This is a genomic window from Curtobacterium sp. MCPF17_051 (assembly GCF_003234595.1).
Classification (GTDB): Bacteria; Actinomycetota; Actinomycetes; order Actinomycetales; family Microbacteriaceae; genus Curtobacterium; species Curtobacterium flaccumfaciens.
The window spans coordinates 1-16647 of record NZ_QKSE01000031.1 but is presented as its reverse complement, the minus strand read 5'-3'; the positions used below and the strand labels follow the sequence as shown (position 1 = coordinate 16647).

Genomic DNA, 16647 nt, shown 5'->3' with positions numbered 1-16647 from the left:
AGTTGGTTGCCTGAGCGGGACCCCGTCCGGACTGCATCTCCAGGTGTTCAACCCGGTGATCGTCTCGGCCGTTCCGTTCTCCGCCTCAGCGGCAACGAGTGATTACTTTACGCAGAGGTGAACGGCAGCGCCAAGCCGGGCCAGATCCCGGGCGTGTCGCCCTCTGCCCCGGGGCTGGGTACTCCCCCGACAACGCCGAACGGCCCGCTCCCCACCTGGGGGAACGGGCCGTTCGGCGGCAGTTTCAGTGCCGGGCGATGACGGGGTTCTTGAGCGAACCGATGCCGGAGATGGTGACCTCGACGATCTCGCCGTCGCGGATCTGTCCGACACCGGCCGGGGTCCCGGTCAGGATGACGTCACCAGGGAGCAGGGTCCAGATCGAGGACACGAACTCGACGAGCGACGGGATGTCGTGCACCATCTCGTTCGTCGAAGCCGCCTGCCGGAGGTCACCGTCGACGCGGGTCTCGATGCGGATGTCCGAAGGGTCGATCTCGGTCTCGATCACGGGGCCGAGCGGGCAGAACGTGTCGAACCCCTTCGCCCGGGTCCACTGACCGTCGCGCGCCTGGAGGTCACGGGCGGTCACGTCGTTGGCGATCGTGTAGCCGAGGATGACGCTCGCGAAGTCCTCACGCCGGACGTTCTTCGCGAGCGAGCCGATCACGATGGCGAGCTCGCCCTCGTGGTCGACGCGACCGATGTCGGCGGGGAGGCGGATGGGCTCGTCCGGACCGATCACCGAGGTGTTCGGCTTGAGGAACACCACCGGGTCGTCGCCGGCGCGCTCGTCCATCTCCGACGCGTGCTCCGAGTAGTTGAGCCCGACGCCGATGACCTTCGACCGCGGGATGACGGGGGCGAGGAGCTTGGCGTCGGCGAGTGCGACGCGCTCCCCGGTGGTCTCGAACCCCTGGTACATCGGGTCTCCCGCGAGCACCACCAGAGCGCGCTCGTCGAGGATGCCGTACCGGGGGTCTTCACCCTTGCTGCTGAACCGTGCGATCTTCACCGTTCGACCCTACCCACGCCCGCCGGTCGATCAGGACGCGTCGGTCAGCTTGGTCATCCACCCGTGTGGGTCGGGACGACGGCCGTACTGGATGTCGGTGAGCTCGTCGCGCAGGGACATCGTGAGTTCCCCCGCCCCGACGGTCGGCGAACCGATCGTGAAGCCGTCGCCGCGGAGTTCGGCGATCGGGGTCACCACGGCGGCGGTGCCGCACGCGAAGGCCTCGGTGATCGAGCCGTCGGCGACGCCGTCACGCCACTCGTCGAGGGTCACCCGGCGCTTCTCGACGGTCAGGCCGCGGTCCTCGGCCAGCTGCAGGATCGAGTCACGTGTGATCCCTTCGAGGATCGAGTCGGAGTCGGGCGTGACGAGGGTGCCGTCGGACTTGACCAGGACGACGTTCATGCCGCCGAGCTCTTCGAGGTACTTGCCCTCCACCGAGTCGAGGAACATGACCTGCTGGCAGCCGTGCTCGTAGGCCTCTTGCTGGGGAAGCAGCGACGAAGCGTAGTTGCCGCCGGTCTTCGCCGCACCGGTCCCGCCCTTGCCGGCACGGGCGTACTGCGTCGACAGCCAGATCGACACCGGCTTCGGGCCGGAGGTGAAGTACGCACCGGCCGGGCTCGCGATGCAGTGGTACGCGACGGCCTGTGCCGCGCGGACCCCGAGGAACGACTCGGTCGCGATCATGAACGGCCGCAGGTACAGGCTGGTCTCGGGCGCCGAGGGCACCCAGTCGACGTCGGTCTGCACGAGCTGCCGGATCGACTCGACGAACGCCTCGACCGGGAGCTCCGGGAGCGCGAGCCGTCGGGCGGACCGCTGGAAGCGCCGGGCGTTGGCGTCCGGTCGGAACGACCACACCGAGCCGTCCGCGTGCCGGTAGGCCTTGAGCCCCTCGAAGATCTCCTGGGCGTAGTGCAGCACGCTCGCGCTCGGGTCGAGGGACAGCGGCCCGTACGGGTGGATCGACGCGCTGTGCCAGCCGTCGTCGAGCGTCCACTCGACCGTCGCCATGTGGTCGGTGAAGTGCTTGCCGAAGCCCGGGTCGGCGAGGATCTGCTCCCGCTCGGCGGCCGCGCGGCGGTCGGCGGACGGGGTACTGGCGAACTCGAGTCCGAAGGCGGTGTCGGTGCTCATGGGGAGGACTCCTTGTCAGGCGGTGGTGGTGCGTGCCGTGGCCGCGGCGGCGATCGCGTCGCCGATCTCGGCCGTGCGACGCGGCGTGGTGCCCCGGTCGGCGAGGTCGGACTCCACCGCAGCCGTCACCGCGGCCGCCAGGTCACCGCGACCGACGTGGTCGAGCAACAGGGCGACGGAACGGATCGCGGCGGTGGGGTCGGCCAGTTGCTGACCTGCGATGTCCGGCGCGGAACCGTGGACCGGCTCGAACATGCTGGGGAAGGTGCCGTCCGGGTTGATGTTGCCCGAGGCCGCCAGACCGATGCCGCCGCTGATCGCGCCGGCCAGGTCGGTGATGATGTCGCCGAACAGGTTGTCGGTGACGATGACGTCGAACCGTGCGGGGTCGCGGACCATGTGGATGGTGACCGCGTCCACGTGCTGGTAGTCGACCGTGACGTCCGGGTACTCGGCGCCGACGGCCGCGACGGTGCGCTGCCAGAGGGCGCCGGCGTGCACCAGGACGTTGCTCTTGTGCACGAGGGTCAGGTGCCGACGCGGGCGTCGGTCCGCCAGCGCGAAGGCGTACCGCACGACCCGCTCGACACCGAAGGCGGTGTTCAACGAGACCTCCGTCGCGATCTCGTGCGGGGTACCGGTCCGGATGGCACCGCCGTTGCCGACGTAGGGCCCCTCGGTGCCCTCGCGCACGACCACGAAGTCGACCTCACCGGGGTCGGCGAGCGGCGTCGGGACGGCCGGGTGCACCGTCGTCGGCCGGAGGTTCACGTAGTGGTCGAACGCGAAGCGGAGCTTGAGGAGCAGCCCGCGCTCGATGATGCCGCCGGCCAGCCGCGGGTCACGCGGGTCACCGCCGACCGCTCCGAGCAGGATCGCGTCGTGCTGCGCGATCGCCGCCATGTCGTCGTCGGTCAGGACGTCGCCGGTCTCCAGGTACCGTGCGGCGCCGAGGGAGAACGGGGTCTCCTGCACCACGAGGTCGTCCGGCAGGACCGCGTGCAGGACCTTCAGGGCCTCGTCGACGACCTCGGGTCCGATGCCGTCACCACGGATGACCGCGAGTCGGATCGTCTGCGCGCTGCTCATGTCCGCCACTCCCCTAGAGCGTGATGTCGATCTCGCGGAGCGAGGACGCGTCGATCGCCGAGCGGACGTGCTCGAGGATCTCGGCCGGCACGGGCGAGTCGACCGTCAGGACGCTCAGTGCCTGGCCACCGGCGGCTTCGCGCGAGATCTGCATCGCGGCGATGTTGATGCCGGCCTGCCCGAACTCCTTGCCGTAGACCGCGACGATGCCCGGTCGGTCGGTGTACTCCATCACGACGTGGTGCCGGTCGAGCGGCACCTCGACGTCGTGCCCGTTGATCTCGACGAGCTTCTCGACCTGCTTCGGGCCGGTGAGCGTGCCGGACACGCTGATCGCCGGGCCGTCCGACTGGGCGCCGCGGATCGTCAGCACGTTGCGGTACTCGGGGCTGTCGGTCTCGGTGATGAGGCGGACGGTGACCCCGCGCTGCTCGGCGATGAGCGGAGCGTTGACGTAGGAGACCTGGTCGCTCACGACGTCGGTGAAGACGCCCTTGAGCGCCGCGAGCTTCAGCACGCTGACGTCGTACTCGGCGAGCTCGCCGTGCACCTCGACGTCGATGCTCGTGACCGGCGAGGTCGCCAGGGCGGTGAAGACCTGGCCGAGCTTCTCGACGAGCGGGATGCCGGGGCGCACGTACGGGTCGATGACCCCGCCGGCGACGTTCACGGCGTCGGGCACGAGCTCGCCACCGAGGGCGAGACGGACCGACTTGGCGACCGAGACGCCTGCTTTCTCCTGCGCTTCGTCGGTGGAGGCACCGAGGTGCGGCGTCACGACGACGTTCGGGAGCGCCAGGAGCGGCGAGTCCTTCGGGGGCTCGGCGACGAAGACGTCGAGGCCGGCGCCGGCGATGGTGTTCGCCGTGAGTGCACGGTGCAGGGCGTCCTCGTCGATCAGGCCGCCGCGGGCCACGTTCACGACGAACGCGGTCGGCTTCATCAGGGCGAACTGGGCGTCCGAGATCATGCCGAGGGTCTCCGGCGTCCTCGGCATGTGGATCGTGGTGAAGTCCGCCCGACGCAGCAGGTCGTCGAGGGAGACGAGCTCGACCCCGAGCTGCTGCGCACGTGCCGTGGTGACGTAGGGGTCGTACGCGATGACCGTCACGCCGAAGGCCTGCAGCCGCTGGGTGATGAGCGCGCCGATGCGGCCGAGGCCGATGATGCCGACGGTCTTCTCGTAGAGCTCGACACCGGTGTACGACGAGCGCTTCCACGCGCCGGCGGCCAGCGAGGCGTGGGCGGCCGGGATGTGCCGCGCGAGCGACAGGATGTGCCCGACCGTGAGCTCCGCCGCCGAGATGATGTTCGAGGTCGGGGCGTTCACCACCATCACGCCGGCGGTCGTCGCCGCCTTGATGTCGACGTTGTCGAGGCCGACGCCGGCACGGGCGACGACCTTGAGGCTCGGTGCCGCGGCGATCGCCTCGGCGTCGATCTTGGTGGCGGACCGCACGAGGACGGCGTGCGCGTCGGACAGCGCCGCCAGGAGCGCCGGACGGTCGGTGCCGTCCACGTTCCGGATCTCGAAGTCGGGCCCGAGGGCGTCGACCGTTGCGGGCGAGAGTTCTTCGGCGATCAGGACGACCGGCTTCGACACAGCAGCTGTTTCCTCACTCGAGACGGTTGGTATCCCACCATGCTATCGACGCGGGCCGGTGGTTACGACCGCGGGAGCCGTCCTGTGGAGAACCACACGACGGCCAGGAGGGACGGGGCGGGGCCGCACCGCGCCTCCTGGCCGTCGTGGGGTCGGCTCAGAAGTCCAGCAGCGTCGGGACGAACAACTGGAGGTCGAGCCAAAGGGCGCCGGCACCCGCGAACGCGACCACGAACACCGCGATCGTGGCGGGCAGGCTCGAACGCCGGGTGATGACGATCGCCGCGACGAACGCGACCGGCGCGATGAGGATGTCGAGCACGAGCCACAGCCACGGGGTGCTGGTCTGCAGCGAGTCGCCACCCGAGGTCGTCTCGAGGAACGCGTTGAAGGCGTCCACCCGTTGGTTGATCTGCGTCAGGTTGCCGACGGCCTGCACCGTCATGTACGCGAACAGCGCCGCGAACACGACCCAGACGACGATCTTCGCGACCACGGGAGCGCTGTTCCGGGGGGTGGTCGCTGGCTCTGCCCCGGTCACCCGAAGCTCCGCGTCAGGAGGAACGGCCAGGGGAAGAGCACGACGGCGCCGAGGAGCATCCAGAGCAGGCGGGTGCGCGTGCGGCTGCCGCGCGCTGCCCAGAGCACCACCGTGAACCAGAGTGCCGGCGCGAGGATCGCGAGGAAGCGGAGCACCTCGACGAAGAGCGTGAGGACCGTGTCGACGCCGGAGACGTACGCGGTCGACGCGGTGAGGAGCCAGGCCACCGTGTAGAGCAGGTAGAGGCCCCCGAAGACGCCGAACCCGACGAGGGCGCCGGAGGTCTCGGGTGCCTCGGGGTCGCGCGCTCCGCGGTCACGCACCGCCACCGGGTTGTGCGCCGCGTCGACGTGGGTGGCGTCGTCGGCGTCGCCCCAGCTGAGGGCGGCGTCGTCGGTGTCGACGGCGTTCGGCACGTCCGGGTCGATCGACCCGTCTGGTGGGGATGCTGCCGTGGTCATGCCCCGATTCTACGAGGGACACGACACCGGGAGGACCAGCGACGGCCGGGAGGACGACGTCAGGCGTCGGCCGGCTGCGTCGCGAGGACCTCGGCGACGACCTCGCGGACGGCCGGGAAGAGCGGGTGGCTCTCCATCAGGCCCGTGAGGATCTCGGTGAGCGCGTGTGCGGTCGCCCCGGAACGCAGGAGTGCGTGCAGCTCGATCGACTCCGGGTCGTTCTCGTCGTCGAACGCGAGCGCCGCGCGGACGGCACCGAGCAGGTGCTCGACGGGCAGCCCACGCTCGGCGAGCTGCGACGCCGGGCCCACGAAGCGTTCACGGCGCCCGAGCTTGCGGAGCGGGTTGCGGCCGACGCGAGCCGTGGAGTCCGGCAGGTGCGGGTTCGCGATGCGGGAGAGGTTCGCGGCGACGTAGCGCGCGTGGTCCTCGGGGGCGAACCCGTGCTTGGCGATCAGCAGTGCGGTGGTCTCCGCGAGCACCCCGTCGACCTCGGCGCGGACGGCGTCGTCCTCGAGTGCTTCACGGATGAGCCGGATGCCCCGCACGTAGCCGTGGTAGGCGGCGGTGGCGTGCGCGGTGTTGACCGTGTAGAGCTTGCGCTCGACGAACGGCTGCAGGTCGTCGACCCAGGTGACGCCCTCGATCGTCGGCGGTTCGGCGTCGGAGCCGAGGAACGGGGTGCGCTCGATGACCCACTCGTAGAACGGTTCGAGCACGACGTCGAGGCCGCCGGACTGACCGAGCACACCGGACTGGTCCGGGACGATGCGGTCGATCGCGCAGTTCGCGAAGACGGCGGCGATGTCGCGGTCTTCCAGGATCGGGGCGCGGCGGATGCTGGCGTGCAGGGAGTCGGTCGCGTTGAACGCGTTCTCGCAGGCGACGATCGTGACGTCACCGCGCTCGAGCGGGCGTGCTGCGAGCCCCTCGGCGATGAGCGGCGCGACGAGCGGGAGCGTGCGGGCGCCCACGGCGGTGGTCACGACGTCGGCCTCGGCGATGGCCTGCACCACACGCTCGCGGTCGGTCTTGCTGCTGAGCGCACGGAACCCGTAGACGAGGTGCTCGACCGGCATCTCGCCGACCTCGTGCACCACGAACCGACCGGCTTCGTTCAGGGCCGAGACCACGCGTTCGTCGACGTCGACGAAGGTGAGCTCGTAGCCGCTCGCCACGAGGAACTGGCCCACGAACCCGCGCCCGATCTTGCCGGCGCCGATGTGGACCGCTCGCTTCGTCACCGCCATCGAACGATCATCCCATGCTGGTCGGGGCGGTCCTGACCGCGGGTGCGCAGCACGGCCGACGGGTGTCGGGAATCGTCCGGGCGCACGGCGGAGGGACGCCGGTCCGCGGCGTCGGGGCTGGAGAAGAGCTGCTGCATAACGTTCGGGTCACATCGCGAGGCGGCGGTGCAGGTGCACCGCCGCCTCGACGTCGAGTGGTTCTCGGAAGACTACCGCGCGGCCGAGCCGTCCACGTAGTCGCCGTCGTTCTGCTTCCACGCGAAGAGCGCGCGGAGCTCACGACCGGTGGCCTCGATCGGGTGGCCCTCGCCCTTGGCACGGAGCGCCTTGAACTCCGGTGCGCCGGCGTCCTGGTCCTCGATGAAGCGCTTCGCGAAGGCACCGTTCTGGATGTCCGCGAGCACCGCCTTCATGTTCTCCTTGACGTCCGGCGAGATCACACGCGGGCCGGAGACGTAGTCACCGAACTCAGCGGTGTCGGAGATCGACCAGCGCTGCTTGGTGAGGCCGCCCTCCCAGATGAGGTCGACGATGAGCTTGAGCTCGTGCAGGACCTCGAAGTAGGCGATCTGCGGCTGGTAGCCCGCCTCGACCAGGGTCTCGAAGCCGTACTGGATGAGCTGCGAGGTACCACCGCAGAGGACGGCCTGCTCGCCGAACAGGTCGGTCTCGGTCTCCTCGGTGAAGGTCGTCTTGATGCCGCCGGAGCGGAGGCCGCCGATGGCCTTGGAGTACGACCACGCGAGGTCCCAGGCGGAACCGGACGCGTCGACCTCGACGGCGACGATCACGGGGACGCCACGGCCGGCCTCGTACTCGCGGCGGACGGTGTGCCCCGGGCCCTTCGGCGCGACGAGCGACACGTCGACGCCCTCGGGCGCCTCGATGTAGCCGAAGCGGATGTTGAAGCCGTGGCCGAAGACGAGCGTCGCGCCCGGCTTGAGGTTCGGGCGGATGTCCTCGGCGTAGACGATGCGCTGGACCTGGTCCGGCGCGAGGATGACGACGACGTCGGCCCAGGCGGTGGCGTCGCCCGGGGTGTGGACCTCGAAGCCCGCCTCTTCGGCCTTCTGCCGGCTCTTCGATCCCTCTTGCAGGCCGATCTTCACCTCGACACCCGAGTCACGGAGGTTGAGGGCGTGGGCGTGGCCCTGCGAGCCGTAGCCGATGACGGCGACCTTCTTGCCCTGGATGAGCGTCAGGTCGGCGTCGGCGTCGTACACGATGTCAGTCACGAGGGTGTGTCTCCTTGGTTCTGTGGTCGGTGCCGGGCACCATCGGCGCCCGGGAAGGGTGTGACGGGCGCTCAGCGCACCCGGTCGGTGATGCTCTTCGGTCCGCGGCCCATGCCGAGGAGGCCCGCGCGGGCGAGCTCCTTGACGCCGTAGGGCTCGAGCACGCGGAGGATCGCCTGGATCTTGCCGGGGTCGCCGGTCACCTCGACGATCAGGGAGTCGGTCGCCACGTCGACGACCTGGGCACGGAACAGGTTCACTGCTTCGAGCACCGCCGAGCGCGTCTGGTTGTCGACGCGCACCTTCACGAGCATGTGCTCGCGCTGGACCGACTGCGAGAAGTCCAGTTCGACGATCTTGATGACGTTCACCAGCTTGTTGAGCTGCTTCGTCACCTGTTCCAGCGGGAGGTCCTCGACGTCGACGACGACGGTGATCCGGCTGAGACCGTCCACCTCGGTGTTGCCGACGGCGAGCGACTCGATGTTGAACCCGCGGCGGGCGAAGAGTCCGGCGACACGGGTCAGCAGACCGGGCTTGTCCTCCACGAGGAGGGAGAGGACGTGGCTCATGCGGTTTCTCCCGTCATGTCGGCGTCCTCGTCGTCCCAGGTGGGCGCGAGTGCCTGGGCGTACTCGATGGACGAGTTGCTGACACCCTGCGGGACCATCGGCCAGACCATGGAGTCACGGCTCACGACGAAGTCGATCACCACCGGACGGTCGTTGGTCGCGAGGGCGAGCTCGATCGCGGCGTCGACCTCGTCGGCCGTCTCGACGCGGATGCCGAGGGCACCGTACGCGTCGGCCAGCTTCACGAAGTCCGGCACGCGGCGCGAGGCGTGCCCCGTCTCGAGGTCGGTGAAGGAGTGCCGGCCGTCGTAGAACAGCGTCTGCCACTGCCGGACCATGCCGAGCGACGAGTTGTTGATGATCGCGACCTTGATCGGGATGTCGTTGATGACGCAGGTCGCGAGCTCCTGGTTCGTCATCTGGAAGCAGCCGTCGCCGTCGATCGCCCAGACCACGCGGTCCGGCTGGGCCACCTTCGCACCCATCGCCGCGGGGACCGAGTAGCCCATCGTGCCGGCACCACCGGAGTTGAGCCAGGCGTTGGGCCGCTCGTACTTGATGAACTGCGCGGACCACATCTGGTGCTGGCCGACACCGGAGGCGTACACGGCCTCGGGTCCGGAGAGCTCACCGATGCGCTTGATGATGCCCTGCGGCGCGAGGAGTCCGTCGGTCGGCTCGGCGTACCCGAGCGGGAAGTCGGTCTTGAGCTGGTGGAGCTTCGCCCACCACTCGTCGGTCGACGCACGGTCCTCCACAGCGATGCCGCCCCAGGCGTCGAGCAGGTCGACCAGGACCTCGCGGGCATCACCGACGATCGGGACGTCGGCGAAGCGGATCTTCGAGATCTCGGCCGGGTCGATGTCGACGTGCACGACCTTGGCGTCCGGCGCGAACTCGTCGGCCTTGCCGGTCACGCGGTCGTCGAAGCGGGCACCGAGGGCGACGATGAGGTCGCTGTCCTGCAGGCCGAGCACGGCGGGCACCGTGCCGTGCATACCGGGCATGCCGAGGTGCTGCGGGTGCGAGTCCGGGAACGCGCCGCGCGCCATCAGGGTCGTGACGACCGGCGCACCGGTCGCCTCGGCGAAGCGGAGCAGCTCGGCGGTCGCACGGGAGCGGATGACACCGCCGCCGACGTAGAGCACCGGGCGCTTCGACTCGGACAGCAGCTGCGCGGCCGCGGTGATCTGCTTGCCGTGGGCCTTGGTCACCGGGCGGTAGCCGGGCAGGTCGATCTTGGGCGGCCACACGTACGGCGCCGACTTCTGCTGGGCGTCCTTCGTGATGTCGACCAGCACGGGACCGGGCCGACCGGTCGTCGCGATGAGGTGCGCCGCGGCGAGGGTCGCCGGCACGTCGGCCGGGTCGGTCACCAGGAACGAGTGCTTCGTGATCGGCATCGTGATGCCGACGATGTCGGCTTCCTGGAACGCATCGGTGCCCATCAGCGTCGAGAACACCTGGCCGGTGATCGCGATGAACGGCACCGAGTCCATGTAGGCGTCCGCGATGGCCGTGACGAGGTTCGTCGCGCCGGGGCCGGACGTCGCGATCGCGACCCCGACCTTGCCGGACGACGAGGCGTAGCCCTCGGCGGCGTGGCCGGCGCCCTGCTCGTGACGGACGAGGATGTGGCGGATCGTGGTCGACGCCATCAGCTCGTCGTAGAACGGGATGATCGCGCCGCCCGGCAGGCCGAAGACGTCGGTGATCCCGAGGTGCTCGAGCGTCCGCAGGACGGCTCCCGAGCCGGTCAGGATCTCCGGCGACCGGCGTGCACCGGCGGCCGCGGACAACGGAGTTGCTTCCGTGGGCATGAGTGGTCCTTGCCTGAGTGGTGGCGGTGGTGCGGGTGTCGGACGCTAGCCCGTGACCGCGCCCTGGGCGGCGGACTTGACGAGCTTGGCGTACTTCGCGAGGACTCCGCGGGTGTAGCGCGGGGGCAGCGGGGCCCAGCCGTCACGGCGGGCCTCCAGCTCGGCCGGGTCGACCAGTAGGTCGAGCGAGCGAGCCGCGATGTCGACACGGATGCGGTCGCCATCACGAACGAAAGCGACTGGACCTGCGTCCACTGCTTCCGGTGCGATGTGGCCGATGCACAGGCCGGTTGTGCCGCCTGAGAATCGACCGTCGGTCAAGAGTAGTACATCCTTGCCGAGGCCCGCGCCCTTGATGGCCGCGGTGATGGCGAGCATCTCGCGCATGCCGGGACCGCCCTTGGGTCCCTCGTAGCGGATGACGACGACGTCGCCCTTCTCGATCTTGCCCTCGGTCAGGGCATCCATCGCCGCGCGCTCACGGTCGAACACCCGGGCAGGGCCCTCGAAGACCTCGGCGTCGAAGCCGGCGGTCTTCACCACGGCACCCTCGGGGGCGAAGGAGCCCTGGAGGACGGTGAGGCCACCGGTCTCGTGGATCGGGTTGTCGAGCGTGCGGAAGACCTCGCCGTCGAGCGCCGGCGGGTCGATCTCGGCGAGGTTCTCGGCGACGGTCTTGCCGGTCACGGTCATGCAGTCGCCGTGCATCAGGCCCGCTTCGAGCAGCGCCTTCATGATCACGGGGATGCCGCCGTTCTGGTCGACGTCGAGCATGACGTACTTGCCGAACGGCTTCATGTCGGCCAGGTGCGGGACCTTCGCGCCGATGCGGTTGAAGTCGTCGAGGCTGAGTTCGACCTCGGCCTCGTAGGCGATGGCGAGGAGGTGCAGGACGGCGTTCGTCGAGCCGCCGAGTGCCATCAGGACGGTGATCGCGTTCTCGAACGCCTCGCGGGTCAGGATCTGACGGGCGGTGAGGCCGAGGCGGAGCATGTTCACGACGGCCTCGCCCGACCGGTGCGCGTAGTAGTCGCGACGCCGGTCGGCGCTCGGCGGCGCGGCGGAACCCGGCAACGACATGCCGAGCGCCTCGGCGATGCTCGCCATCGTGTTCGCCGTGTACATCCCGCCGCAGGCGCCCTCGCCCGGGACGATGTTGCACTCGATCTCCTTGAGCTCGGCCTCGCTCATCGTGCCGGCCTTGCACGCGCCGACCCCCTCGAAGGAGTCGATGATCGTGACCTGCTTCTTCGAGCCGTCGGCCTGCTTCACGTAGCCCGGCATGACCGAGCCCGCGTAGAGGAACACGCTCGCCAGGTCGAGGCGCGCGGCGGCCATCAGCATGCCGGGGAGCGACTTGTCGCAGCCGGCGAGCAGGACGGTGCCGTCGAGGCGCTCGGCGTTGACCACGGTCTCGACGCTGTCCGCGATGACCTCACGCGAGACGAGGGAGAAGTGCATGCCCTCGTGACCCATCGAGATGCCGTCCGAGACGGAGATGGTGCCGAACTGCAGCGGGTAGCCGCCACCGGAGTGCACGCCCTCCTTCGCACCCTGCGCGAGGCGGTCGAGCGACAGGTTGCACGGCGTGATCTCGTTCCACGAGGACGCGATGCCGATCTGCGGCTTGCTCCAGTCCTCGTCTCCCATACCGACGGCCCGCAGCATGCCACGCGAGGTGGTTGCTTCGATCCCGTCGGTGACGACCCGGCTGCGCGGCTTGACGTCGATATCAGGCATGGGTGGAGTCTAGGACGATTTGGGATACCAGTTGCGCAACAACATGCGTACGCATGATGAAGGGCGGTCGGGAGGCCCGGGGCACCCTGGTCAGCGCGTGGCGCGGAGCCTCGCCAGCTGCTTCAGGACCCCGGTCAGGGCCGCGGGGTCGGCGATGCGGTACCCGGCCCGGGTCTGGCCCGGTCCGACCTTCACCCCGACGTCGCCGTGGCCGAGCGCGCGGAAGGCGTCCTCGTCGGTGACGTCGTCGCCGGCGAAGAACACCGCGTCGGCGCCGTGCAACTCGCGGAGCCGGGCGATCGCGTCGCCCTTCGTGACGTGGCGCACCGCGAACTCGACGATGTCCTTGCCGCCGCGCTCGAGCACCTCGGGGTCGGCGTCGTGCGCCGCACGGCTCGCCGCCGCGTTCGCCTCGGCAGCGACCTCGGCGGAGACGCGGCGCGTGTGCACCCCGTGCCCGGCGGGCTTGTGCTCGATGACGACGCCCGGGAACCGTTCGCCGACCTCGTCGAGCGCAGCGCCGATCCGTGCCACACGACCGACCTCGTCATCGGACAGCGCGGCCTCGGCGTGGCCGTCCACGCGCCACTCGACACCGTGCGAGCCGACGAGCGCCATGTCCTCGGGTGCGTGGGTCACCGCGGCGAGGCTGCCGAGGGGACGCCCGGACACGAGCACCACCTCGGTGTCCTTCGCACGGTGCAGGGTCAGGACCGCGGCCCACGAGCCGGGCAACGCGCCGACCTGCGAGGGGTCGTCGGCGAAGGGCGCCAGCGTACCGTCGAAGTCGAGGGCGACGATCAGTCGCGGCGCAGCCGCGAGCGTCTCGAGGGCCGCGTCGATGGCGGTCTGGTCGGTGGTGGTCTCAGTCATCACGTGCCTCCCGGGTGTCCTCGGCAGCCCTGGCGGACTGGGCGTCCTGGTCGAAGATCGACATGTTGTCGGTCTGCGCCTCACGGTGCTGCTCGCGCGGGTCGGCGGCGGACGGGTCGATCTGGGCATTCCGCGGCGCGTGGCGGTCGAGCGCCTCGAGGAACGAGCGCGACCAGCGCGCCACGTCGTTGTCGCGGACGCGCTTGCGGAGCGCGCGCATGCGAGTCGACCGCTCGCGACGCGGCATCTGGATGGCGCGCTCGATCGAGTCCTTGAGCGCCCCGATGTCGTGCGGGTTCACGATCACGGCCTGCTTGAGCTCGTCGGCGGCACCGGCGAACTCGGACAGGATGAGCACCCCGTCGTTGTCGAAGCGGGCGGCGACGTACTCCTTCGCGACGAGGTTCATGCCGTCGCGCAGTGCAGTGACGAGCATGATGTCGGCGGCCAGGTACAGCGCCACCATCTCCTCGCGCGGGTAGCCGTGGTGCAGGTACGAGATCGGCTGGTGGCCGATGACGCCGAGGTCGCCGTTGATGCGGCCGACGCTCAGCTCGATCTCGTCGCGGAGCGCAGCGTACGAGTCGACACGTTCGCGACTCGGGCTCGCGACCTGGATGAGGGTGGCGTCCTCGACCGCGATGCGGCCGTCCTCCACGAGCTCACCGAAGGCCTTGATGCGGTGCCGGATGCCCTTGGTGTAGTCGAGCCGGTCGACGCCGAGCAGCACCGTCTTCGGGTTGCCGAGGCTCTCGCGGATCTCGCGCGCACGCTCCTGCACCTCGGGCTTCCGCGCGATCGCCTCGAAGCTCTCGGCGTCGATGGAGATCGGGAAGTGCCTGGCCTCGACGTGGCGGACCGTGATGCCCTTGCGGCTGCGGGGGGCTGCCGGGTCGTCCACCGGGACGTCGATCGTGGTGCCCTTGGTCGTGTAGCCCTTGATGTGCCGGACCGCGCGCAGGAAGTCGCTGGCGTCGTCGTGGCGCTGGAAGCCGATGACGTCGGCGCCGAGCAGCCCGTCGAGGATCTGCGCACGCCACGGCAGCTGCGCGTAGATGCCGACCGGCGGGAACGGGATGTGGTTGAAGAAGCCGATCGTCAGGTCGGGACGCTTCGCACGGAGCAGGGCCGGCACGAGCTGCAGCTGGTAGTCCTGTACCCAGACGATGCCGTCCTGCTCGACGATCTCGGCGATCTGGGCGGCGAAGCGCTCGTTCACCCGCTTGTACGCGTTCCACCAGTCGCGGTGGTAGCTCGGGTGCTCGATGACGTCGTGGTACAGCGGCCAGAGCGTGTCGTTGCTGAAACCCTCGTAGTACTCCTCGACGTCGTCGTCGGAGAGCGGGACGGGGACGATGTGGATGCCCTCGTTGTCGAACGGTGCCACCTCGACCTCGGCCTGCCCCACCCAGCCGACCCAGGCTCCGTCGTTCGCGCGCATCACGGGTTCGAGGGCGGTGACGAGGCCGCCCGGCGAGTGCCGCCAGCCCTCGTTGCCGTCCTGGTCGACGACGCGGTCGACCGGGAGTCGGTTGGAGGCGACGACGAACGAGTAGCGGATCTGTTCGGTGCGGTCTGCAGGCATGGGGTGGTGAGATCTCCGTTCCGCCCGGCCGGGGCCGGGTGCGTCGGTGCGTCGGGTGCGACGGGTGCGACGGCCGGCGTGGTGCGCCGGGCGCGCTGCCGAAACTACCAGCGTGGGGACAGCGCATTCACGGCGGATCGGCGGTTCCGCTACGCTGCAGGCACGTGTCGGGGGGACACGGGTGCTGGAGTGCGGCGCCGGCCTCCCGGTCGGAGAGGACCCCCAGCCGTGAGCGACAACCCGCCCGACCAGCCCGTCCCGCCGTCGCAGCCCGGTCCGGGTCAGCCCGGTTCCGGCCAGCCCGGTTCCGGCCAGCCCGCCTGGAACGGCCAGCCCGCCTGGCAGCAGCATCCCGGAGGCCAGCAGCAGTGGTCGGGTCAGCCCGCCCCCGCCGCGCAGCCGTCCGATGCGTTCGGTCGCTTCCTGCGCTCCGTGTCCGGTCGCGACTGGCTGGCGGCCGTGCTCGCCGCCGTCGGCGGCTGGGTCGCGGCGTACGTCGTCGCCGGGCTCTCACTGCTCATCACCGTCGGGCTGCTCGCGTCCGGCGGCAGCGGGGCGGCCGCTCCGTCCAGCGGGTCCGGCACCGACCTCGGCGCGGGCTCGGCCCCCGACGTGGAGTCCCTGCTCTCCGGCGTGAGCGTCCTGCTCGGTGCGCCGGCGCAGCTCGTGGCCCTCGCCGACCTCGGCCGACTGCACCTGTCCGGGTCCATCGGGTTCCTCGGTTCCGGTTCGGGCTCGCTCGCCGTGGTGCCCGTGCTGGTGCTCGCCGCGCAGGTCGTCCTGGCCGTCGTGCTCACCCGCCGGATCCGCACGCGTGGCCTCGGTCGCACGCAGGTGCTCGTCACCGCGGTGGTCTCCGGCCTCGTCACCACCGTGCTCACGAACGTCGCGGCCGCCCTGTTCGCGATCCGGTTCCCGTCGGTGTCCGGCGCGGTCATCGAGCCGGTGCACGCCGTCGGCGTCGGCAGCATCCTCGGCGCGTTCGTCATCGGTGCCCTGGCGGCGCTCCTCGCCCGGCCCTCCGTCCTCGCTGGTGGCAACGTCTTCGCCGCCCGGCTGCTCGGCACACTGCGTGTCGCCGCGTCGCAGCTCACGGTCCTCGTCGTGCTGGTCGCCCTCGTCGTCCTCGTCGTCGCCCTCATCGCCCAGCCGTCCTCCGGCTCCGCGTTGCCGCTGCTGCTCGGCAACGTCGCGGTCGGGCTGACCGCGCTCGGGTTCTTCGGTGGTGTTGGGACCTCCGGCTTCGGGTCCGCCAGCGACACCGCCTCGGTGTTCGGCGGGGCCGGCGGCTGGACCTGGCTCGTCGTGCTGTTCGTCGTCGTCACCTCGGTCGTGGCCGGACTCGCACTCGCCGTCCGTCGCAACGACCGGATCCGCACCACGCTGGACTGGGTCGTCACGCCGCTGGTGTGGTTCGCACTCGGTCTGCTGTTCTTCGTCCTCGGCACCGGCGTCGCCTCGTACCAGGTGAGCAGCACGAGCTCCGTGGACGCGTCGGGATCGATCGGCGTCGCGCCGTGGACGCCGATCGTCTTCGCCCTGTGGGGCGGCGTGATCGAGGTCGTCGCCCGGTACCTCGCTCCGGTGCTCCTGCCCCGCCTCGGTGGTGCCGCGGTGCTCCGGACGTCGCGTCTGGTCGGGGCGGACCCCCGCCCCGTCGTGCCGCCGGCGTTCCCGGCCGGGCCCGTCGCCGGTTCGGGCACCCCCGTGGCGCCCACCGCCC

Annotated in this window: 13 protein-coding genes and 1 pseudogene; 1 reads left to right on the top strand and 13 read right to left on the bottom strand. The window is 70.3% G+C overall.

Annotation, left to right across the window (positions count from 1 at the left end; all coding sequences use genetic code 11):
• Positions 1 to 244 precede the first annotated feature (244 nt).
• From DEJ35_RS16840 to otsA, 13 genes are all read right to left on the bottom strand, one after another.
• The gene (locus tag DEJ35_RS16840; RefSeq protein WP_027466538.1) at positions 245 to 1015 is read right to left on the bottom strand and encodes a fumarylacetoacetate hydrolase family protein; all 771 of its coding nucleotides are present in this window, start codon (positions 1013 to 1015) and stop codon (positions 245 to 247) included.
• 30 nt (positions 1016 to 1045) lie between these two features.
• Positions 1046 to 2155: a branched-chain amino acid aminotransferase gene (locus DEJ35_RS16835; RefSeq protein WP_027466537.1), complete on the bottom strand. Its 1110-nt coding sequence runs from the start codon at positions 2153 to 2155 to the stop codon at positions 1046 to 1048.
• 15 nt (positions 2156 to 2170) lie between these two features.
• Complete coding sequence (locus DEJ35_RS16830; RefSeq protein WP_111193205.1) at positions 2171 to 3244, bottom strand: 3-isopropylmalate dehydrogenase; 1074 nt, start codon at positions 3242 to 3244, stop codon at positions 2171 to 2173.
• 13 nt (positions 3245 to 3257) lie between these two features.
• Positions 3258 to 4847, bottom strand: coding sequence for a phosphoglycerate dehydrogenase (gene serA, locus DEJ35_RS16825; protein WP_027466535.1), 1590 nt, complete (start codon positions 4845 to 4847; stop codon positions 3258 to 3260).
• Between the two features lie 157 nt (positions 4848 to 5004).
• Complete coding sequence (locus DEJ35_RS16820) at positions 5005 to 5388, bottom strand: hypothetical protein (protein WP_146244829.1); 384 nt, start codon at positions 5386 to 5388, stop codon at positions 5005 to 5007.
• On the bottom strand, positions 5385 to 5849 hold the full coding sequence (locus tag DEJ35_RS16815) for a hypothetical protein (RefSeq protein ID WP_146238641.1): 465 nt from the start codon (positions 5847 to 5849) through the stop codon (positions 5385 to 5387). Before DEJ35_RS16815 ends, DEJ35_RS16820 begins: the two co-directional genes overlap by 4 nt.
• Positions 5850 to 5908: 59 nt before the next feature.
• Complete coding sequence (locus tag DEJ35_RS16810; protein ID WP_110862908.1) at positions 5909 to 7099, bottom strand: mannitol-1-phosphate 5-dehydrogenase; 1191 nt, start codon at positions 7097 to 7099, stop codon at positions 5909 to 5911.
• Positions 7100 to 7308: 209 nt separating this feature from the next.
• Positions 7309 to 8334 carry a ketol-acid reductoisomerase gene (ilvC, locus tag DEJ35_RS16800; RefSeq protein ID WP_027466530.1) on the bottom strand — a complete coding sequence of 342 codons (1026 nt, stop codon included), beginning with the start codon at positions 8332 to 8334 and terminating at the stop codon, positions 7309 to 7311.
• Between the two features lie 71 nt (positions 8335 to 8405).
• Positions 8406 to 8906, bottom strand: a complete 501-nt coding sequence (gene ilvN / locus DEJ35_RS16795; RefSeq protein WP_017888842.1) for an acetolactate synthase small subunit — start codon at positions 8904 to 8906, stop codon at positions 8406 to 8408.
• Positions 8903 to 10726, bottom strand: coding sequence for an acetolactate synthase large subunit (locus DEJ35_RS16790; protein WP_111193204.1), 1824 nt, complete (start codon positions 10724 to 10726; stop codon positions 8903 to 8905). Before DEJ35_RS16790 ends, ilvN begins: the two co-directional genes overlap by 4 nt.
• Before the next feature lie 45 nt (positions 10727 to 10771).
• Positions 10772 to 12466 (bottom strand): dihydroxy-acid dehydratase, encoded by a 1695-nt coding sequence (gene ilvD / locus DEJ35_RS16785; protein WP_111090396.1) that lies wholly within the window; start codon positions 12464 to 12466, stop codon positions 10772 to 10774.
• A 90-nt stretch (positions 12467 to 12556) separates the two neighbouring features.
• Positions 12557 to 13339, bottom strand: a complete 783-nt coding sequence (otsB, locus tag DEJ35_RS16780) for a trehalose-phosphatase (protein WP_111090395.1) — start codon at positions 13337 to 13339, stop codon at positions 12557 to 12559.
• The gene (gene otsA, locus DEJ35_RS16775) at positions 13332 to 14924 is read right to left on the bottom strand and encodes an alpha,alpha-trehalose-phosphate synthase (UDP-forming) (protein WP_111090394.1); all 1593 of its coding nucleotides are present in this window, start codon (positions 14922 to 14924) and stop codon (positions 13332 to 13334) included. Before otsA ends, otsB begins: the two co-directional genes overlap by 8 nt.
• A 228-nt stretch (positions 14925 to 15152) precedes the next feature.
• Between otsA and DEJ35_RS16770 the strand changes: the two are divergent.
• Positions 15153 to 16647 (top strand): annotated as a pseudogene (locus tag DEJ35_RS16770) (hypothetical protein); the annotation flags it as partial.